Source organism: Citrobacter sp. Ce129 (assembly GCF_030334545.1).
Classification (GTDB): Bacteria; Pseudomonadota; Gammaproteobacteria; order Enterobacterales; family Enterobacteriaceae; genus Citrobacter; species Citrobacter europaeus.
This window is the reverse complement of the sequence record NZ_JAOWDS010000072.1, coordinates 84712-105455: the sequence shown is the minus strand read 5'-3', so window position 1 is coordinate 105455 and position 20744 is coordinate 84712. Positions and strand designations below refer to the sequence as shown.

Annotated in this window: 15 protein-coding genes; 7 read left to right on the top strand and 8 right to left on the bottom strand. The window is 53.9% G+C overall.

The window, feature by feature from the left end; translation table 11 throughout:
• Position 1: 1 nt before the first annotated feature.
• The 7 genes from OGV77_RS19400 to lrp form a co-directional block, all read right to left on the bottom strand.
• Complete coding sequence (locus OGV77_RS19400; protein ID WP_003035741.1) at positions 2 to 619, bottom strand: DMSO/selenate family reductase complex B subunit; 618 nt, start codon at positions 617 to 619, stop codon at positions 2 to 4.
• Positions 620 to 629: 10 nt separating this feature from the next.
• Entirely contained in the window at positions 630 to 3074 is a 2445-nt protein-coding gene (dmsA, locus tag OGV77_RS19395; protein WP_080625462.1) for a dimethylsulfoxide reductase subunit A, read from the bottom strand.
• A 235-nt stretch (positions 3075 to 3309) separates the two neighbouring features.
• Positions 3310 to 4602: a serine--tRNA ligase gene (serS, locus tag OGV77_RS19390; RefSeq protein ID WP_003831902.1), complete on the bottom strand. Its 1293-nt coding sequence runs from the start codon at positions 4600 to 4602 to the stop codon at positions 3310 to 3312.
• Between the two features lie 92 nt (positions 4603 to 4694).
• Positions 4695 to 6038 carry a replication-associated recombination protein RarA gene (rarA, locus tag OGV77_RS19385; RefSeq protein ID WP_047412364.1) on the bottom strand — a complete coding sequence of 448 codons (1344 nt, stop codon included), beginning with the start codon at positions 6036 to 6038 and terminating at the stop codon, positions 4695 to 4697.
• A 10-nt stretch (positions 6039 to 6048) separates the two neighbouring features.
• Positions 6049 to 6660, bottom strand: coding sequence for an outer membrane lipoprotein periplasmic chaperone LolA (gene lolA, locus OGV77_RS19380; protein WP_043015744.1), 612 nt, complete (start codon positions 6658 to 6660; stop codon positions 6049 to 6051).
• 111 nt (positions 6661 to 6771) lie between these two features.
• Complete coding sequence (gene ftsK / locus OGV77_RS19375) at positions 6772 to 10869, bottom strand: DNA translocase FtsK (protein ID WP_286502961.1); 4098 nt, start codon at positions 10867 to 10869, stop codon at positions 6772 to 6774.
• Positions 10870 to 11003: 134 nt separating this feature from the next.
• Positions 11004 to 11498 carry a leucine-responsive transcriptional regulator Lrp gene (gene lrp, locus OGV77_RS19370; RefSeq protein WP_002439523.1) on the bottom strand — a complete coding sequence of 165 codons (495 nt, stop codon included), beginning with the start codon at positions 11496 to 11498 and terminating at the stop codon, positions 11004 to 11006.
• A 547-nt stretch (positions 11499 to 12045) separates the two neighbouring features.
• Here lrp and trxB point away from each other — a divergent pair.
• From trxB to infA, 5 genes are all read left to right on the top strand, one after another.
• A complete protein-coding gene (gene trxB, locus OGV77_RS19365; RefSeq protein ID WP_016152427.1) occupies positions 12046 to 13014 on the top strand; it encodes a thioredoxin-disulfide reductase in 969 nt (322 codons plus the stop codon).
• Between the two features lie 114 nt (positions 13015 to 13128).
• Positions 13129 to 14895 carry a heme ABC transporter permease/ATP-binding protein CydD gene (gene cydD / locus OGV77_RS19360; protein WP_043015741.1) on the top strand — a complete coding sequence of 589 codons (1767 nt, stop codon included), beginning with the start codon at positions 13129 to 13131 and terminating at the stop codon, positions 14893 to 14895.
• Entirely contained in the window at positions 14896 to 16617 is a 1722-nt protein-coding gene (gene cydC, locus OGV77_RS19355; protein ID WP_043015740.1) for a heme ABC transporter ATP-binding protein/permease CydC, read from the top strand.
• Between the two features lie 44 nt (positions 16618 to 16661).
• On the top strand, positions 16662 to 17366 hold the full coding sequence (aat, locus tag OGV77_RS19350; RefSeq protein ID WP_075144931.1) for a leucyl/phenylalanyl-tRNA--protein transferase: 705 nt from the start codon (positions 16662 to 16664) through the stop codon (positions 17364 to 17366).
• 283 nt (positions 17367 to 17649) lie between these two features.
• Positions 17650 to 17868: a translation initiation factor IF-1 gene (infA, locus tag OGV77_RS19340; protein ID WP_002211347.1), complete on the top strand. Its 219-nt coding sequence runs from the start codon at positions 17650 to 17652 to the stop codon at positions 17866 to 17868.
• A gap of 79 nt (positions 17869 to 17947) precedes the next feature.
• Here infA and OGV77_RS19335 read toward each other — a convergent pair whose 3' ends face one another.
• Positions 17948 to 18859, bottom strand: coding sequence for a LysR family transcriptional regulator (locus OGV77_RS19335; RefSeq protein WP_087051494.1), 912 nt, complete (start codon positions 18857 to 18859; stop codon positions 17948 to 17950).
• A 108-nt stretch (positions 18860 to 18967) separates the two neighbouring features.
• Here OGV77_RS19335 and OGV77_RS19330 point away from each other — a divergent pair, with 108 nt between their 5' ends.
• Positions 18968 to 19828 carry a pirin family protein gene (locus tag OGV77_RS19330; RefSeq protein ID WP_087051495.1) on the top strand — a complete coding sequence of 287 codons (861 nt, stop codon included), beginning with the start codon at positions 18968 to 18970 and terminating at the stop codon, positions 19826 to 19828.
• 16 nt (positions 19829 to 19844) lie between these two features.
• Positions 19845 to 20522, top strand: coding sequence for an isochorismatase family protein (locus OGV77_RS19325; RefSeq protein WP_043015737.1), 678 nt, complete (start codon positions 19845 to 19847; stop codon positions 20520 to 20522).
• Positions 20523 to 20744: the final 222 nt, after the last annotated feature.

Here is a 20744-nt window from a genome sequence, read left to right as displayed (position 1 = left end):
CTTACACCTCCTTCGGATTAGCCAGATAGCCTGTTGTATCCCCGGTCGGGCGGCTATTGGCGTTAGGTTTGATGACAATACTCGGTTTGGTAAAGTGCGCGCCCGGCAGTGGCGCGACCGCTGCCAAAGTACCGTGTTTTTTGCGCAACTCTTCAATCGGACCAAAATCCAGCGCACGCAGTGGGCAGGACTCCACGCAGATAGGTTTTTTGCCTTCAGCGACGCGCTCATGGCAGCCGTCACATTTAGTCATGTGCCCTTTTTCAGCGTTGTACTGCGGTGCGCCGTAAGGACAGGCCATGTGGCAATACCGACAGCCAATGCACACATCTTCATCGACTACGACAAAGCCATCTTCACGTTTGTGCATCGCACCGCTCGGACATACCTTGGTACAGGCCGGATCTTCACAGTGGTTACAGGCAATGGAGAGGTAATAGGCAAAGACGTTCTGATGCCAGACGCCGTTGTCCTCCTGCCAGTCACCGCCTGCGTATTCATAAATGCGGCGGAAGCTGACTTCAGGGGTTAAATTTTTGAAATCTTTGCAGGCCAGTTCGCAGGTTTTGCAACCGGTGCAACGACTGGAATCAATAAAAAATCCATACTGGGTTGTCATCGGCTACTCCTTACACCTTTTCAACCTGAACAAGGTTCGTGTGTGACGGGTTCCCCTTCGCGAGAGGAGACGGACGCTGGGTCGTCAGAACGTTAATGCACCCGCCCTGATCCACGCGTTTTGCATCCGGGTCATACCAGGCGCCTTCTCCTAATGCCACCACGCCGGGCATCATACGTGGTGTGACCTTCGCCTCGATATGCACTTCACCGCGGTCGTTATAGATGCGCACCTTGTCGCCGTTGTTAATGCCGCGTCGCTGCGCATCCATCGGGTTGATCCACATTTCCTGGCGGCAGGATGCTTTCAGAACATCTACGTTGCCATAGGTCGAGTGGACGCGAGACTTATAGTGGAAGCCGGTCAACTGCAGAGGGAATTTCTCCACCAGCGGATCGTTTAAGCTCTCAAAGCCAGGGGTGTAAATCGGCAGGGGATCGATCACATCACCTTCAGGAAGCTCCCAGGTTGCCGCGATCTCAGCAAGCTGCTGCGAATAAATTTCGATCTTACCTGACGGCGTGGTCAGCGGATTAGCTTTAGGATCTTCACGGAATGCCTTATACGCCACGTGATGCCCTTGCGGATCGCGCTGTTTAAAGATCCCTTGTTTACGGAATTCTTCAAACGTTGGCAGTTCAGGAATCGCTTTGCGCGACTGCTCGTAGAGATGGCGCATCCACTCTTCCTGAGTACGACCTTCTGTAAACTGCTGCTCGACGCCAAGGCGCTTCGCCAGCTCGCTGGTCATCTGGTAAATAGTCTTGCATTCGAATCGCGGCTTGATCGCCTGATCGGTGAAAATCACATAGGACATGTTGCCGCAGGAGGCATCCAGCGCGAAGTCCATCTGCTCAGATGCGGTGCAGTCCGGCAGCAAAATGTCCGCGTATTTCGCCGAGGAAGTCATATGGCAGTCGATGACGACGATCATCTCGCATTTGTTCTCATCCTGCAGGATTTCATGCGTACGGTTGATATCAGAATGCTGGTTAATCAGGCAGTTACCGGCATAGTTCCAGATCATCTTAATAGGAACATCAAGCTTGTCTTTACCGCGTACGCCGTCACGCAGGGCCGTCATCTCCGGGCCTCGCTCAATCGCGTCCGTCCACATGAACATCGAAATGCTGGTTTCAACAGGGTTTTCCAGCGTAGGCATACGTTCAAACGGCAAACTATATGAGCCCTCACGCGCCCCGCTGTTGCCGCCGTTGATCCCTACGTTACCGGTCAGGATAGCCAGCATAGAAATGGCGCGGGTCGCTATTTCACCGTTGGCGTGACGCTGCGGTCCCCATCCCTGGCTGATGTATGCTGGTTTAGCGCTACCGATTTCACGCGCCAGTTTGACGATTCGATCAGCGGGAATACCAGTAATCTGCGCCGCCCACTCCGGAGTCTTGGCAATACCGTCCTTGCCCTGCCCTAGAATATACGCCTTGTAGTGACCGTTCTTCGGCGCATCGGCCGGTAAGGTTTTCTCGTCGTAACCTACGCAGTACTTATCGAGGAACGGTTGGTCAACCATGTTTTCGGTGATCAAGACATACGCCAGACCATTAACCAGCGCCGCATCAGTTCCTGGACGGATCGGGATCCATTCATCCTCACGACCAGCGCCGGTATCCGTGTAGCGGGGATCGATAATGATCATGCGGGCATTGGATTTTTGACGCGCCTGTTCAAGGTAATAGGTTACCCCACCCCCGCTCATACGGGTTTCACCAGGGTTATTCCCGAACAGAACCACCAACTTGCTGTTTTCAATGTCTGACGGGCTGTTACCGTCAGCCCAGCCGCCGTAAGTGTAGTTCAACCCGGCAGCGATTTGCGCTGAAGAGTAGTCACCGTAGTGGTTAAGGTAGCCGCCGCAGCAGTTCATCAACCGTGCTACCAGCGTTTTACCCGGCGGCCACGAGCGCGTCATGGTGCCGCCCAGCGTACCGGTGCCGTAGTTCAGGTAGATAGACTCGTTGCCGTAGTCTTTAATAAGACGCTGCATATTGCTGGCAATGATGTCGTAGGCTTCATCCCAACTGATGCGCTCAAATTTGCCTTCTCCACGTTTGCCGACGCGTTTCATCGGGTATTTCAGCCGATCGGGATTATAGACGCGACGACGCATGGAGCGACCACGCAGACAAGCGCGCACCTGGTGCAGACCGTCATAGTTGTCATCGCCGGTGTTGTCGGTTTCGACATACTTTATTTCACCATCGACCACATGCATACGCAGCGGGCAGCGGCTACCGCAGTTCACCGTACATGCGCTCCAGATCACCTTCTCATTAATCTGTGACGGATTAAGGGCTTCTGCGGCATTTGCAATACGGGTAAATGGCAGGGTAAACGCGCTACTGGCCACCGCCAGTCCGCCTATTGCCGTCGTTTTCACCAAACCGCGGCGACTAACCTCAGCTGCCAGCACGGCATCGGGGATTTTAGTTTTCATAGTGGCTCACTCTGCTGCTCACAATAAAAAAATACAAACACTCGCTGTATAGTTTTTTATATAACGTTAATATCGATATACAGGCTGTTAAATACTGAATTTGCTAAAAGACAGAGATAAATACTGACTTTCATTCGAAGGCAGTATTACTCCTATGGGAGTAGCCGTTATTGTCCGACGTCAAACGGGCATAAAAAAAGCGCCCTGAGGCGCTTTTTTAGCAGAGAAAGGTAGCTTAGCCGATGAATTCCAGGCCATTCATGTACGGACGTAACACTTCAGGAACCTGAATACGGCCATCAGCCTGCTGATAGTTTTCCATCACCGCAACCAGCGTACGCCCAACCGCCAGACCGGAACCGTTCAGCGTATGCACTAAACGGGTCTTTTTGTCGGATTTGCTACGGCAACGCGCCTGCATACGACGAGCCTGGAAATCCCACACGTTGGAGCAAGAAGAAATTTCGCGATAGGTGTTCTGCGCCGGGATCCACACTTCCAGATCGTAAGTTTTGCATGCGCCGAAGCCCATGTCACCTGTGCACAGGATGATCTTACGGTATGGCAGACCCAACAATTGCAGGACTTTCTCGGCATGACCGGTCATCTCTTCCAGCGCATCCATCGAGTCTTCCGGGCGAACGATCTGCACCATCTCAACTTTATCGAACTGGTGCATACGGATCAGACCACGAGTGTCACGACCGTAAGAACCAGCTTCAGAACGGAAGCAAGGCGTATGCGCGGTCATTTTGATCGGCAACGCATCTTCGTCAATGATTTCGTCACGTACCAGGTTGGTCAGCGGCACTTCCGCCGTTGGGATCAGCGCATAGTTGCTGCTGTCCGCTTCTTCATCCAGCGGACGCGTGTGGAACAGATCGCCCGCGAATTTCGGCAGTTGGCCTGTACCGTACAGCGTGTCATGGTTAACAAGATACGGAACGTAGTTTTCGCTGTAGCCATGCTGTTCGGTGTGCAGATCCAGCATGAACTGAGACAGCGCACGGTGCATACGCGCGATCTGCCCTTTCATGACGACGAAACGAGAGCCGGTCAGCTTAACTGCCGCAGCGAAATCAAGACCCGTGTGCATTTCACCCAGGGTAACGTGATCGCGCACTTCAAAATCAAACTCACGCGGCGTACCCCAACGGCTGACTTCGACGTTGTCATTTTCATCTTTACCCACCGGAACGTCGTCCGCTGGCAGGTTAGGAATGGTCAGCGCAATGTCGCGGATCTCGGCCTGTAAGGTATCAAGTTCAGCTTTCGCGGCATCCAGCTCTTCGCCCAGTTTGTTCACTTCCAGACGTAAAGACTCGATATCTTCCCCGCGCGCTTTTGCCTGGCCGATGGATTTCGATCGAGAGTTACGCTCTGCCTGCAGGTTTTCAGTTTGTACCTGCAGAACTTTACGACGCTCTTCAAGAGCGCGCAGCTTATCTACATCCAGCTTAAAGCCCCGGCTTGCCAGTTTTTCTGCGACTGCGTCTGGCTCATTACGCAGCAGATTGGGATCGAGCATGCTTATCCTGTGCTTATCGAATTAAAATAGGAGAAAGTGACCACAGCCTGCGGTCACAGGGATACAGAGACAACATTACCGCAACGATAACACTAACGGTAGCGTTTTATAGGGCTATTTTGATCCTGTCCGGCGAGCCAGGCGAGCTTTTCGCCAATCTTGCCTTCAAGACCTCTGTTTGTGGGGTGATAATAGCGTGTTTGTGCCATTTCCTGCGGGAAGTACTCTTCTCCGGCGGCATAGGCATTAGGCTCATCATGGGCATAACGATACTCCTGACCGTAGCCCATCTCTTTCATCAGCTTCGTTGGCGCGTTGCGCAGGTGAACCGGCACGTCGTAATCCGGACGTTCGCGGGCATCAGCCAGCGCAGCTTTGAAGGCGGTGTAAACCGCATTACTTTTCGGCGCGCAGGCCAGATAAACAATCGCCTGAGCAATGGCTCGTTCACCTTCTGCGGGTCCCACACGGGTAAAGCAATCCCATGCGGAGATCGCCACCTGCATGGCGCGCGGATCTGCGTTGCCGACATCTTCAGAGGCAATCGCCAGACAGCGACGGGCAACGTACAGCGGATCGCCACCAGCGGTGATGATTCGCGCATACCAATAAAGCGCCGCATCCGGGGCGCTGCCGCGTACTGACTTGTGTAATGCGGAGATGAGATCGTAAAAGCGATCGCCTTTGTTGTCGAAACGCGCGCTGCGTTCACCGGCAATTTCAGTGAGCAACTCGGCCTTCAATACGCGCTTGCCAGAATCATCAACTTCGGCCATATCGGCCATCATTTCCAGCGTATTCAGCGCCCGACGCGCGTCACCATTGACCAGTTCAGCTATCGCCCGACGCGTCTCTGGAGGCAGTACGATATCCTGGCCGCCGTAACCCCGCACTTTGTCTGACATCGCCTGGTCAAGCACTTGTTCAATATCGTCGGTGGTTAACGATTTCAGTAAGTAAACGCGCGCACGCGACAGCAGCGCCGAGTTCAGCTCAAACGAGGGGTTTTCAGTGGTTGCGCCAATAAACGTGATGGTACCGTCTTCAATATGCGGTAAAAACGCATCCTGTTGGCTTTTATTAAAACGGTGAACTTCATCCACAAACAGGATCGTACGCCGGCCCGCGTTACGATTCTGACGCGCACGCTCAATCGCTTCACGAATTTCTTTTACACCAGAGGTCACTGCCGAAATTCGTTCGACATCGGCGTTAGCGTAACGGGCAATAACTTCGGCAAGCGTGGTTTTCCCCGTCCCCGGCGGCCCCCATAAAATCATGGAGTGCAGATGTCCGGCCTCGATAGCGCGCGGCAAGGGCTTACCCGCAGCCAGCAGATGCTGCTGGCCGATATACTGCGCTAAATTTTCTGGCCGCATACGCGCGGCCAGTGGCTGAAAAGTATTATCAGAAAAGTCGAGCGACAGATTGCTCACTCACACGCCTCTACTTACGTTGATCGTCAACCGTTACACCTTGCGGCGGGGTAAAGGTGAATTTAGAGGGTTCAATCGCACCATTCTGCTGAGATTTCAGCTGATAGCTGCTGCGCTGATCGTCTTGTTCAACGGCGCTAAACTGGTGGATAGTCCCGTCACGCCCAACATTGATAGTAAACTGCTTCAGGTTGCCGCTGCTGGTTTTTGGCGTCAGCACGAAATCATCGCCGTTTTGCTTAATGTTGTACTGCTGCCAGTCACTTGCCTGGTTACGCGCAATCAGCATAAATGGCGTATTGCCCGTAGCGTCTTTCAGCCAGGTCGCAGTCGCCTGCTCAACAAACGGGTTGAAGAACCACAGCGTTTTACCATCGGAAACCAGGATGCTCTCATCAGGTTGCGTCATATGCCAGTTAAACAGATTAGGACGTTTAACCCATAAGTCACCCTGACCTTCCTGCACCGCCGCGCCGCTACCGTCCGTGACCTTCTGAGTAAAGCTGGCATGGAAGCTACTGACTTTATCCAGGCGACTTTTCAGGTCGCTGGCAGCGTCAGCCCAGACGCTGCTCACCATAAAACTCGACAGTAATGCACAGGTGATTGCGATTCTTTTCATCGTTATTCCTCAAAATACGTCACTCCCAACGGGGAGATCCCTCCGCTATCCATTTCAGGCCAAAAATCAGCATGAGGAAAGTAGAAAATACTGAATTACTTAACTTTGCAATCATTCGAAGGGCGGCGGAGCCAGCACTTCACGATTACCATTATGCCCTTGTTCGCTGACAATACCCTGCGCTTCCATCTGCTCGATGATGCGCGCCGCTCGGTTGTATCCGATACGGAACTGACGCTGGACGCCGGAGATTGAGGCTTTGCGTTTCTGGGTCACAAAGTTTACCGCCTGATCGAACAGCGGATCCAACTCTTCGCCACCATCAAAGCCGCCACCGCCGCCTTCGCTTTCGCTGTCAGAAGTAATGCCGTCGACGTACTGTGGACGACCGCGCGCTTTCCAGTCCTGAACCACTGCGTGAACTTCTTCATCGCGGACAAAGGCGCCGTGAACACGCACTGGGATCGTCGAGTTTGGTGCGGAATAAAGCATGTCACCCATACCCAACAGCGATTCCGCTCCGCCCTGGTCAAGGATGGTACGCGAGTCAATTTTACTCGACACGGTAAAAGCGATACGGGTCGGGATGTTTGCTTTAATCAGACCGGTGATAACGTCAACCGACGGCCGCTGGGTTGCCAGCACCAGGTGGATCCCCGCCGCACGCGCTTTTTGCGCCAGACGAGCAATCAGTTCTTCCACCTTTTTGCCAACTGTCATCATCAGGTCGGCGAATTCATCCACCAGCACAACGATATACGGCAGTTTTTCCAACACCGGATGCTGAACATCCATGCTGTCACCCGGTTTCCAGTACGGGTCCGGAATCGGACGTCCCATGCGGGCGGCTTCAGCGATTTTCTCGTTATAACCGGCAAGGTTACGCACGCCAAGCGCTGACATCAGCTTATAGCGACGTTCCATTTCATTGACGCTCCAGCGCAAGGCGTTAGCAGCATCTTTCATGTCGGTCACGACTTCGGTCAGCAGATGCGGAATGCCTTCATAAACCGACAGTTCCAGCATTTTCGGGTCAATCATGATAAAGCGAACGTCTTCCGGCTGCGCCTTGTACAGCATGCTGAGGATCATGGCGTTCACCCCAACAGACTTACCGGATCCGGTTGTCCCTGCTACCAGCAGGTGCGGCATTTTTGCCAGATCGGCCACCACCGGTTCGCCCGCAATATCTTTACCCAGCACCACGGTCAGCGGAGATGAGTTATCACGGAATTTAGCGTTATCCAGCACTTCACGCAGATAAACGGTTTGACGTTTTTTATTCGGTAACTCCAGTCCGACATACGGTTTGCCTGGTATAACCTCAACCACACGTACCGCCGCGGTGGACAACGAACGCGCCAGATCTCGCGACAGGTTAGAAATACGCGCCGCTTTAACCCCAGGAGCCAGATTAAGCTCAAAGCGGGTAATCACCGGGCCAGGAGAGTAGTTCACCACATCGGCTTTAATGCGGAAATCCGCCAGACGCGCTTCCACCAGACGTGCCATTTGCTCCAGCGCGAAAGTATCTATCGGCTCAACTTCGCTCGGCGGCGGTGTGAGCAAATCTAACGATGGCAGCGGCGTACTTGGACGGTGCGCCGGACGACTGTCGCCATTACGCATCAGGAGCGGATGGATCAGACTATCCTGCGTTGGCGGTGTAGCCGGCTGTGCTGGCTGCTGATAGTGCTGCTGCGGTGCGACTGGCTGCGTCGGTTGCTGATAATGCTGCTGCGGTGCGACTGGCTGCGCCGGTTGCTGATATTGCTGCTGCGGTGCGACTGGCTGCGCCGGTTGCTGATATTGCTGCTGCGGTGCGACTGGCTGCGCCGGTTGCTGATAATGCTGCTGCGGTGCGACTGGCTGCGCCGGTTGCTGATAATGCTGCTGCGGTGCGACAGGTTCCTGGTACTGTGGCGCAGACTCCGGCATTACGCCTGGCGTAAACAACGGCTCATGCGGGCCCTCATCCACCAGCGTTTTCATCGGCGAAAATTCAAAGTCATCGAGCGAGAACGGATTTGCCCCGGCAGGCTGTTCACCGGAATAGCGTTGCTGCTGGGAAGAGGCAAACTGGCGAGCCAGTTCCGCTTCTGCGGCTGAATCTTCGTCATCAGTGTGATTGGTATCATCCTGATACTCTTCGCCATAGCGGTGCTGCTGCGATTGGGCAAACTGACGCGCCAGCTCATCTTGCTGCATCGCATCAATTTCATCGTCACTGTACGCATCTGTATCAAGCTGCTCTTCGCGCGCTTTCTCTTCAGCCATACGCTGTGACGGCAATTTGATGCCATACGACGCCAATTCCCGACGAGTAGGTACGCGCACTCGATTCGGACGCGGTAACTGCGGACCAATACCCTCTTTCACCTGTGGACGCGGCGCACCGCTACCCGCAAGGCTAAAGACAGGTGCTGCGGCAGCGGCCCCCGCTCCTAATGCGGCGTTTTTTACACCGGCAGCCAGCGGCGCAACGGCAGCAACAGACTCAACGGGCGGAATGGATGAAGCCGTCGGCATAGATGGCATAGACGGCTTAACACGTTCAGGCTCCTGAACAGGCTCTGGTATCGGTTGATACCATGCAGCCAGTTGCTCGCGCTCGCGCGCACGTTTCTCTTCCACTTCTTCAAAATAGTAGAGCGGCGGACGAGTCGGTTTAACCTCTTCTACCAGCGGTTCAGATTCCACCACAGGAGGTTGTTCAACTACAGGCTGCTGGAACGTATTGTTCTGTTGAAGAGTTGATTCCTGCTGATACGCAGGTTGCGGCACGGGCTCCGGCTGATAAACAGGCTGCTGGAGCGTGGAATTTTGTTGAAAGGTTGCTTCCTGCTGATACACAGGTTGTTGCACAGGTTCCGGCTGAAAAGTGGATTCAGGTTGCCAGTTTTGCTCCGTGGTGAACGCCTGCGGTTGCGGCGCAACGGGTTGCGCATAAGCGGGTTCAGCGGTCTGTGGCGCGTAATATTGCGGCTGCGGATTCTGCTCCACAACCGGCTGCTGCCATGGCTCATACTGCTGTTGTACCGGAGGCTGCGCGTACTGGGATGACTGCGGATAACCTTCTGGCGCTGGTGCAATCACCGCATCACCGGTTTGCGGGCCAGGCGCGGTTTGCCAGGCTACGGCTGGGGCCTGTTGTTCCAGAACAGTGCTGGTCACGGGCGATGTTTGCAGCAGCGGATCAACCGGCGCGCTCCAGGCCTGCGCGGCCGTTGTAGCTGCCGCGGCGGCGGCTACTGGCTCTGTCACCGAATGACCATTCAGCAGTGGGTCGAGTTCGTCATATTCAGGCAGCGTCGCGCGATTACCAGAAAACAGCACATCGTTAGGATCGGCAACAACGCCACGGGCGCTGTATTCAATTTCGTCTTCATCATCCATGCGTTTGCCGGAGAACAGCGCCGCATCGGTATGACGGCCAAGCGGGTTGGTAAATTTCTCCGCCAGACGCTTACGACGCGCTAACGCACCGCGCAGAATACGAGCCCGGCGCGATTCATGGGGTTTGCCATCAGCGGCATCGACAGACTCGTCTTCATCTTCATATTCTTCGTCATCGACCCAGGTATCGTCGCGGCGGGTACGGTTGCTGGCAAAGGTCAGGATATTGAGTAACCAACCGCCCAGTTTTTCCGCAATACTCACCCACGACCAGCCGGTAAACAGCGTTAATCCCGCAGCCCAAATGCACAATAGCGTCAGCGTACCGCCGCTGCTGTGCAGTAAGGGTTGCAGCGTCGTACTGAGCAGACTGCCGATCACGCCGCCAGAGGCGAAATACCAGATGTCATCGGCATTGATTGCGGCAAGCCCGCAGGAGGTGAGAATCAGTGCCAAAACGCCAATAATGCGCAGCGAAACGGCAAAATAATCGATGTATTCGTCGCTGGCCTGGTGTCGCCATGCAAACCAGCAGCCGCCGACAATGATGACGGGAATGGTGTAGGCCATGACGCCGAAAATAAAGAACAGCGTGTCCGCCAGCCATGCTCCGGGTATTCCGCCCAGATTATGGATAGGTTCGTGCCACGCGGTTTGCGACCAACTGGGATCCGAAGGGTTAAAGCTGAGTAAGGCAGCCATCAACCAGACGGCAAAAAGGGCAATAAGAATCAGTAGCGCTTCCAGAAGTCGGCGCCCGCTGCTTAACTTCGTCAATGTGACGTCTTTGTCTTCAGTGTATTCCTGGCTCAAAAACGGCTCTCCAGGTTTCAGGCTTTTCCTGCCCGATGCTAAAACGGACAACAGCACCGGGTCACCCCGGCACTGTTGCTGTATGGATTAACAGGAGTGTAATCAAACTGCGTCGATTTTGCACCTGTTCCGTGTTAGCGCGTCTTAATTACCAGACGATTGCTCTGTTTGACTTCTTCCATTACTACATAGGTACGTGTGTCATTCACGCCAGGCAGACGCAGCAGGGTTTCCCCCAACAGCTTACGATATGCCGACATATCCGGTACGCGTGTTTTCAGCAAATAGTCGAAATCACCGGAAACCAAATGACACTCTTGAATTTCTTCAAGTTTTTGTACCGCAGAGTTAAATTGTTCAAACACATCCGGGGCGCCACGATTCAGAGTAATCTCAACAAAAACCAGAAGTGATGCATCCAGATAATGTGGGTTTAACAGCGCTGTATAGCCCTGAATGAAACCCTGTCTTTCCAACCGACGCACACGCTCAAGGCAGGGCGTTGGTGAAAGTCCCACACGTTTAGAAAGCTCGACGTTAGAAATACGCCCATCCTTTTGCAGCTCATTAAGAATGTTACGATCGATACGGTCGAGATCTTTGCCAGGGCGCTTCTTACTATCTACCATTATTATTGTCTCTCTGTATTCCTTCCCTACTCCTGCCTGACTCTACCAACATCACTGTTCAGAGCCGCTACCCATCAAAATAAACCGCAACCCAGAGGGATTTTCGGTTCGCAATGCCTGGGCTTATGGTGAGAAGACCGTTGCCTGTCGGCGGCTATCGACATCACGAATGGCATCTGTCCACACCATGCGTAGATTTCGCTAACACGGTAAACATGGTATCTACATGCATGATTATGCAGCATATACATGACACAGTTTTTTTCTTCCTTGAATGTTTTCGCAAAACAGCAGGTGATTGTCAAAGCAAAACATCGATTTTTAGTACAACATGCCAGTTATTCATTCGCAGTGATGGAAAATCGTCATTTTATCACCTTATAACTGACCGATTTTAAGTAGAAATCGTTATAGTATTACGCCTAATTCACCCGCTCATCGGTTTCTGCTATTACACATATTGTTAACAAAATCGCCATACTCTTTTTTTACGCCTGCAAATTCCCTACAATCCTGCTCATTGCCTGCCAACAACTATGGGGATCTCATGGGCGCAACCAAACACAGTAAACTTCTTATTCTGGGCTCTGGCCCTGCAGGATATACCGCTGCGGTCTACGCTGCGCGCGCTAACCTGCAACCGGTACTGATTACCGGTATGGAAAAAGGTGGTCAGTTGACCACAACGACAGAAGTGGAAAACTGGCCTGGCGATCCGCACGATCTCACGGGCCCCCTGCTGATGGAGCGTATGCACGAACATGCGACCAAATTTGATACTGAAATCATTTTCGATCACATCAGCAAAGTTGATCTGCAAAATCGTCCTTTCCGTCTGACCGGCGACAGCGGTGAATACACCTGTGACGCGTTGATCATCGCTACCGGCGCTTCAGCGCGTTATCTGGGTCTACCCTCGGAAGAAGCATTCAAAGGCCGTGGCGTTTCCGCCTGCGCGACCTGCGACGGTTTCTTCTACCGTAACCAAAAAGTTGCGGTGATCGGCGGCGGCAACACCGCTGTTGAAGAAGCGCTGTATCTTGCTAATATCGCATCTGAAGTGCATTTGATTCACCGCCGCGACAGCTTCCGCGCCGAAAAAATTCTCATCAAGCGTTTGATGGATAAAGTTGAAAACGGCAACATCGTGCTGCACACCCACCGCACGCTGGAAGAAGTGACCGGCGATCAAATGGGCGTTACCGGACTGCGTCTGCGCGATACGCAAAACACTGACAACGTGGAGTCACTGGACGTTGCCGGTTTGTTTGTCGCTATCGGTCACAGCCCGAATACCGCCATTTTCGACGGTCAGCTTGAGCTGGAAAATGGCTACATCAAAGTTCAGTCCGGTATTCACGGTAATGCCACACAAACCAGCATTCCGGGTGTCTTCGCAGCCGGTGACGTGATGGACCATATTTATCGCCAGGCGATCACCTCTGCGGGCACGGGCTGTATGGCTGCGCTTGATGCCGAACGTTATCTCGACGGTCTGGCGGACGCTTGCAAATAAGTTTTACAAATCAGTAACAAAAGTAAAAAAGGCGACTATAAGTCGCCTTTATTTTTGCCTCGTTGTAACATTGCCCTGCCCAAAAATTCCAATAACTCACCTGCTAAGCGTGCAATGAATAAAACCCGTCAAAAAGAGCTGACCCGCTGGTTAAAACAGCAAAGTGTAATTTCCCAACGATGGCTGAACATTTCACGCCTGTTGGGATTCGTGAGCGGTCTGTTAATCGTCGCTCAGGCCTGGCTCATGGCCCGAATTCTGGACCATATGATAATGGCCAATATTCCCCGAGAGGCGCTTCTGCTTCCTTTCATCGTGCTGGTATTGATTTTCATCCTGCGGGCATGGGTCGTCTGGTTACGCGAGCGGGTCGGGTTTCACGCAGGGCAGCATATTCGCTTTGAAATTCGCCGCCAGGTGCTTGATCGTCTGCAACAGGCAGGTCCTGCCTGGATACAGGGTAAACCAGCCGGGAGCTGGGCTACGCTTATCCTGGAGCAGATTGACGATATGCATGACTACTATGCGCGTTATCTGCCGCAAATGGCGCTGGCCGTATGCGTCCCGTTATTGATTGTGGCTGCGGTGTTCCCGTCAAACTGGGTGGCCGCTCTTATACTGCTCGGAACAGCTCCGCTGATCCCATTGTTTATGGCAATGGTCGGTATGGGCGCAGCCGATGCTAACCGCCGCAATTTTCAGGCTCTTGCTCGTCTCAGCGGCCATTTCCTTGATCGTCTGCGGGGCATGGAGACGCTAAGAATATTTGGTCGTGGTGAAGCCGAAACGGAAAGCATCCGCGCTGCGTCACAGGATTTCCGCCAGCGCACCATGGAAGTCCTGCGCCTGGCATTCCTGTCATCCGGTGTCCTTGAGTTCTTTACATCGCTTTCTATTGCGTTGGTCGCGGTTTACTTCGGTTTTTCCTACCTCGGAGAGCTCGATTTCGGCCACTACGGGACGGGCGTCACGTTGGCTGCTGGCTTCCTCGCGCTCATTCTTGCGCCGGAATTTTTCCAGCCACTGCGCGATCTGGGCACCTTTTATCACGCCAAAGCGCAAGCCGTTGGTGCAGCAGACAGCCTGAAAACCTTTATGGAAACCCCGCTGGCTCATCCAGAGCGTGGCGACATTGAGCTGGCGACGAAAGACGCCGTTTCAATTGAAGCGCAAGATCTGGTCATCACCTCGCCGGAAGGCAAAGTGTTGGCCGGGCCGCTCAACTTTACCCTGGCAGCCGGTCAACGCGCTGTACTGGTTGGACGCAGCGGTTCCGGCAAAAGTTCGCTGCTCAATGTCCTGTCTGGTTTCCTCTCTTATCAGGGATCGCTGCGAATTAACGGCTTTGAGCTGCGTGATTTGTCGCCTGATTGCTGGCGTAAACAACTGTCATGGGTCGGGCAAAACCCGCAGCTTCCAGCCGCCACGTTACGTGAAAACGTGCTGCTGGCTCGCCCCGATGCCAGCGAGGAGCAGCTACAGGCCGCACTCGACAGCGCCTGGGTCAGCGAGTTTTTACCCCTGCTTCCGCAGGGCGTGGATACGCCAGTAGGCGATCAGGCGGCTCGACTTTCCGTCGGACAAGCGCAACGCGTTGCCGTGGCTCGCGCCTTACTCAATCCCTGTCAGTTACTGCTGCTGGACGAACCCGCCGCCAGCCTTGATGCGCACAGCGAACAACGCGTGATGCAGGCGTTGAACGCGGCATCACGCCGCCAGACCACGCTGATGGTGACACACCAGTTGGAAGATCTTACCGACTGGGACGCTATCTGGGTGATGCAGGACGGGCAGATCGTTGAACAAGGCACCTGGACCGAACTTAGCTCAGCCAACGGGGCTTTTGCGACATTACTGGCTCATCGTCAGGAGGATATCTGAATGCGCGCTTTGCTACCTTATCTGACGCTGTATAAACGTCACAAATGGATGTTAACGCTGGGGATCGTTCTTGCGATCGTCACGCTGCTGGCAAGTATTGGTTTGCTGACGCTTTCAGGTTGGTTCCTGTCGGCTTCTGCGGTGGTTGGTGTCACCGGGATTTACAGCTTTAACTATATGCTTCCTGCCGCAGGCGTACGTGGTGCAGCAATCACCCGTACCGCGGGGCGTTATTTCGAGCGCCTGGTCAGCCACGACGCCACGTTCCGCGTGCTGCAACATTTGCGTATTTATACCTTCAGCAAACTCTTGCCGCTCTCGCCTGCTGGCCTGTCTCGTTATGGACAGGGGGAATTGCTCAACCGCATCGTAGCAGATGTCGACACGCTCGATCATCTGTACTTACGCGTACTCTCTCCGCTAGTGGGCGCTTTTGTCGTCATTATGGTAGTTACACTGGGGCTAAGCGTTCTCGATTTCACGCTGGCTATCACTCTCGGCGGTATTATGCTGCTGACCTTATTTATCCTGCCCCCGCTCTTTTATCAGGCAGGCAAGAGCACCGGACAAAGTCTGACGCATCTGCGTGGACAATATCGTCAGCAGTTAACGTCCTGGCTGCAAGGCCAGGCTGAATTGACCATTTTTGGCGCCAGTGAACGCTACCGCGCTCAAATGGAAGCCACCGAGTTACAGTGGCACGAAGCCCAGCGACGCCAGTCTGAATTAACCGCGCTGTCACAGGCGGTCATGCTGTTAGTTGGCGCGCTGGCGGTAATAATGATGTTATGGATGGCCTCAGGCGGCGTGGGCGGCAACACCCAGCCAGGCGCACTGATCGCGCTGTTTGTTTTCTGTGCGCTGGCGGCGTTCGAAGCGTTGGCGCCAGTCACCGGTGCGTTTCAGCATCTCGGTCAGGTCATTGCCTCCGCGCTGCGCATCACCGAGTTAACCGAACAGCAGCCAGAAGTTACCTTCCCGGATGCCGGCTCTCCGGTTCCTGAGCAGGTCACCCTTACGCTACGCGATGTGTCATTCAGCTACCCGGGTCAGGCACAAAAAGCGCTCGATACCCTTTCCCTGCAAGCCTCACCCGGTGAACACATTGCGATTCTTGGTCGTACCGGCTGCGGCAAATCAACGCTGCTGCAATTGTTGACCCGCGCATGGGATCCGCAGGGTGGCGAAATCCTGATTAACGAGCAGCCGATTGCTACCCTTAGTGAAGCCACGCTGCGCCAGTGCATCAGCGTCGTGCCGCAGCGCGTACACCTGTTCAGCGCAACCCTTCGCGATAACCTGCTGCTGGCGGCACCGCACGCCGACGATGACGCATTAGCCGCGATGTTGCGCCGCGTCGGTCTGGACAAACTGCTTGAGAATGATGGACTCAACGCCTGGCTGGGTGAAGGCGGTCGTCAGCTTTCTGGCGGTGAGCTCCGTCGTCTGGCTATCGCCCGCGCCTTATTGCACGATGCTCCGCTAATGCTGCTGGATGAACCTACCGAAGGGCTTGATGCCACAACGGAAAGCCAAATGCTTGAATTAATTAGCGATGTCATGCGCAATAAAACCGTACTGATGGTGACACACCGCCTGCGCGGGTTGTCGCGTTTTGATCAAATAATAGTAATGGACAACGGACAAATTATTGAGCAAGGTAATCACGCAGATCTGTTAGCCAGGCAGGGGCGTTATTACCAGTTTAAGCAACGTCTGTAAGCTATTATTGAACGATCAAACTCGCGTAGTGGAGTTTCGCTGTCATGCGCCTGGTGCAACTGTCCCGCCATTCTATAGCCTTCCCGTCACCGGAAGGCGCTTTACGCGAGCCTAACGGTTTGTTGGCGCTTGGCGGCGATCTCAGTCCCGCCCGCCTGCTGATGGCCTACCAGCGCGGTATTTTCCCATGGTTTTCACCCGGCGACCCCATCCTCTGGTGGTCGCCCGATCCGCGCGCTATTCTTTGGCCCGAGAAATTTCACCTCAGCCGCAGCATGAAACGCTTTCATAAAAATTCGCCTTATCGCGTGACGCTCAATTACGCGTTTGGTCAGGTGATTGAAGGCTGCGCGAATGACCGGGAGGAAGGTACCTGGATAACGCATGATGTGGTGGACGCTTACCATCGCCTGCACGAACTGGGGCATGCGCACTCTATTGAGGTGTGGCGACACAATGAATTAGTGGGCGGTATGTATGGTGTGGCGCAAGGTACATTGTTTTGTGGCGAATCGATGTTCAGCCGTCAGGAAAATGCATCCAAAACCGCACTGCTTGTTTTTTGCGCTGAATTTATCCGTCAGGGCGGAAAATTAATCGACTGCCAGGTATTAAATAGCCACACAGCTTCGCTGGGGGCGGTCGAAACACCGCGTCGGGAGTACCTTGAGCACCTGAGCAGACTGCGTCAGCAGCGGCTACCGAGCCATTTCTGGGTTCCCAGGACGTTATTTTTACCTCAGAGGTGAATGTTTTCGGCACATTTTTTGTCGGGGTGTTATAATTGTCGCGCAGAGTTGGTTTAGCCCATTACCCCGCCGCCGTTAAGGAACAGTTCGCGTCAGGCAACGCCTATCGTTTATCTCCTCGTTCCCTTACACGTTGCGCTTTAAGTGCAGCTTTGCTGTGTGGTTAGAGTAATGCGCCAAACCCGATTTGCTGTGTTTTAAACGCACAAATCTTTACTTATTAAAAGAACTTCGGCATTATCTTGCCGGTTCAAATTACGGTAGTGATACCCCAGAGGATTAGATGGCCAAAGAAGACAATATTGAAATGCAGGGTACCGTTCTCGATACGTTACCTAATACCATGTTCCGCGTAGAGTTAGAAAACGGTCACGTGGTTACTGCACACATCTCCGGTAAAATGCGTAAAAACTATATCCGCATCCTGACGGGCGACAAAGTGACTGTTGAGCTGACCCCGTACGACCTGAGCAAAGGCCGCATTGTCTTCCGTAGTCGCTGATTGTTTTTAACGCCCGAATGGCGTCCAGATTATAAAAGGTCGGTTTAACCGGCCTTTTTTGTGGGCTGAGGTCAGGTATTTAATCCTCAATCATCCGCGCATATTCTTCCGTTAAGAAATCCACTAATGCGCGCACTGAAGGTAATAATCCCCTGCGTGATGGGAAGACGGCGTGAATAATTTCTCGCTTAGGTTCCCAGCCGTCAAGCAACGCGACCAGTTCACCCTCGGCTAATTGATCTTTTACCATCAACTGCGGAAGTTGCACAACACCTACGCCAGCGACTGCGGCTTCACGTAACGCCAGCATATCGGTGGTAATCATTCGCGGCGTGAAATGTACCTCTGCCCGCGCACCCTGCGGGCCAAATAACTCCCACCGATGCACATGTTTACCCGAGGCCAGACTCAGGCCCGGCCAGCGTGTCAGCTCCGCCGGAGAGTGTAGCGCCCCCATTTGCTCAATTAACTGCGGACTGGCATATAAACGATGTCCCCTGTCCGCCAGCACGCGCATCACCAGATCGCTATCCTCAAATGGCCGGGGCCTGACGCGGATCGCCACGTCCAGGCCTTCTCCAACAACGTCCACGCGGCGGTTAGTGGCCTCCAGTTGTACGGATACGTCAGGATAACGCGCCATAAAACGGGCAAGCATTGGCCCGATATGCACATGCAGCAACGTAACAGGACAAGTCAGCTTCACAATCCCACGCGGTTCAACCTGTAACGCGGCGATGGCATCCTGCGCCGCCTGCGCTTCAACCAACATCGCCTTACAGTGTTCGTAAAAGGTTTGCCCAACTTCCGTCACGTTAAACTGGCGGGTGGTTCGCTGAATCAGTCGGACTCCCAGCCTCTCTTCCAGTTGCGCTATACGTCGGCTCAGTTTTGATTTTGGTTCATCAAGCGCCCTACCCGCCGCTGCAAATCCCCCTTCCTCTACAACATGCACAAACCATGCAAAATCATTGAGATCCGGCTTCGTCATTTTATTGTCCTATTAATGAGACAGTGAGGATTATTTTAGCTACTACTCAGCTCGCTGTCATGAATATAAGCTTATTCACATCAAGACAACGCCTTAGAGGAGACACATATGAAACAAGTAACAGGCGTCTACACCGCACCTCGCCCACACTGGGTTGGCGATGGATTTCCGGTCCGCTCGATGTTCTCTTACCAGTCTCATGCTGAGCAACTAAGCCCGTTCCTGCTGCTGGATTACGCCGGTCCGCATACATTCACTCCGGGTAACGAAAAACGCGGCGTAGGCGAACACCCGCACCGTGGTTTTGAGACGGTGACCATCGTTTACAGCGGCGAAGTTGAACACCGTGATTCAACCGGTCGCGGCGGCATTATCGGCCCCGGCGACGTGCAGTGGATGACTGCCGGTGCAGGAATATTACACGAAGAGTTCCATTCACCTGAATTTACCCGTCAGGGTGGCGAACTGGAAATGGTGCAACTGTGGGTCAATCTACCGGCAAAAGACAAAATGGCCGTACCGGGTTATCAGGGCATCAGCAGCGATGTTATTCCGACCGTCGCCCTGCCCAATGAAGCAGGCAGCGTTCGTGTGATTGCAGGCAGCTATCAGGATACGAAAGGCCCGGCACATACCTTTTCGCCGCTGAACGTCTGGGATATGTGCCTGCAACGTAATCATCAGCTTACGTTGTCCCAGCCTGAAGGATGGAGCACCGCCCTGGTGGTATTAAAAGGCAATATCACCGTAAACGGCACCACGTCTGCCAGCGAAGCGCAACTGGTGGTGCTAAGCCAGCAGGGCAAGACGCTACACATTGAAGCCACCAGCGACGCCAGCGTGCTGCTGCTGTCTGGCGAACCGTTGAACGAGCCGATTGTGGGTTACGGTCCGTTTGTGATGAACACGAAACAAGAAATCGCTGAAGCCGTACGCGATTTTAACTTCGGCCGCTTTGGCCAAATCTGAATCGAAGGAGAAGAATATGTCCAGTCCTGCAAACTTTAATGGCTCACGTCCGGTCATCGATGTGAATGATTCCGTCATGCTGCTTATCGATCATCAGAGCGGGCTGTTCCAGACCGTCGGCGATATGCCAATGCCAGAACTGCGTGCGCGTGCCGCCGCGCTGGCTAAAATGGCGACCCTGGCAAAGATGCCGGTGATTACCACGGCATCCGTACCACAGGGGCCTAACGGTCCGTTGATTCCAGAGATCCACGCCAATGCGCCGCATGCCCAATACGTGGCGCGTAAAGGTGAAATCAACGCCTGGGATAACGAGGACTTCGTGAAAGCGGTCAAAGCGACGGGGCGTAAAACGCTGATTATCGCCGGTACGATTACCAGCGTGTGCATGGCTTTCCCGGCCATCAGCGCGGTTGCGGAAGGCTACAAGGTTTTCGCTGTGATAGACGCTTCCGGTACTTACAGCAAAATGGCGCAGGAAATCACCCTGGCTCGCGTTGTTCAGGCTGGTGTCGTGCCAATGGATACTGCCGCCGTCGCTTCTGAAATTCAGGGCACATGGAACCGTGAAGACGCCGCCGAATGGGCGGAAGTGTATACCAAAGTCTTCCCGGCTTATCAGCTGCTGATCGAGAGCTACGGCAAAGCTCAGGAAGTCGTGACTAACGGCGAAAAACTGGACTCTCAGCGCTAATCCTCTCCTCCGCGCCAGCCCGGGCGGAGGAATATGTACATTGCGTAACCAAACGAGAGTGAACACGTAAATTCTGCTTGACCGTTTTAGCGCAACTCCCTATAGTAGCGCCCCGTTGCCCCCCAAGCGGTCAGGCAGCAATACAATATGGTGAGGTGTCCGAGTGGCTGAAGGAGCACGCCTGGAAAGTGTGTATACGGCAACGTATCCGGGGTTCGAATC

What these genes read in the sequence shown, in the direction of transcription:
- OGV77_RS19400 (WP_003035741.1), bottom strand. Translation starts at nt 619, where the DNA reads ATGACAACCCAGTATGGATTTTTTATTGATTCCAGTCGTTGCACCGGT.
- dmsA (WP_080625462.1), bottom strand. Translation starts at nt 3,074, where the DNA reads ATGAAAACTAAAATCCCCGATGCCGTGCTGGCAGCTGAGGTTAGTCGC.
- serS (WP_003831902.1), bottom strand. Translation starts at nt 4,602, where the DNA reads ATGCTCGATCCCAATCTGCTGCGTAATGAGCCAGACGCAGTCGCAGAA.
- lolA (WP_043015744.1), bottom strand. Translation starts at nt 6,660, where the DNA reads ATGAAAAGAATCGCAATCACCTGTGCATTACTGTCGAGTTTTATGGTG.
- lrp (WP_002439523.1), bottom strand. Translation starts at nt 11,498, where the DNA reads ATGGTAGATAGTAAGAAGCGCCCTGGCAAAGATCTCGACCGTATCGAT.
- trxB (WP_016152427.1), top strand. Translation starts at nt 12,046, where the DNA reads ATGGGCGCAACCAAACACAGTAAACTTCTTATTCTGGGCTCTGGCCCT.
- cydD (WP_043015741.1), top strand. Translation starts at nt 13,129, where the DNA reads ATGAATAAAACCCGTCAAAAAGAGCTGACCCGCTGGTTAAAACAGCAA.
- cydC (WP_043015740.1), top strand. Translation starts at nt 14,896, where the DNA reads ATGCGCGCTTTGCTACCTTATCTGACGCTGTATAAACGTCACAAATGG.
- aat (WP_075144931.1), top strand. Translation starts at nt 16,662, where the DNA reads ATGCGCCTGGTGCAACTGTCCCGCCATTCTATAGCCTTCCCGTCACCG.
- infA (WP_002211347.1), top strand. Translation starts at nt 17,650, where the DNA reads ATGGCCAAAGAAGACAATATTGAAATGCAGGGTACCGTTCTCGATACG.
- OGV77_RS19335 (WP_087051494.1), bottom strand. Translation starts at nt 18,859, where the DNA reads ATGACGAAGCCGGATCTCAATGATTTTGCATGGTTTGTGCATGTTGTA.
- OGV77_RS19330 (WP_087051495.1), top strand. Translation starts at nt 18,968, where the DNA reads ATGAAACAAGTAACAGGCGTCTACACCGCACCTCGCCCACACTGGGTT.
- OGV77_RS19325 (WP_043015737.1), top strand. Translation starts at nt 19,845, where the DNA reads ATGTCCAGTCCTGCAAACTTTAATGGCTCACGTCCGGTCATCGATGTG.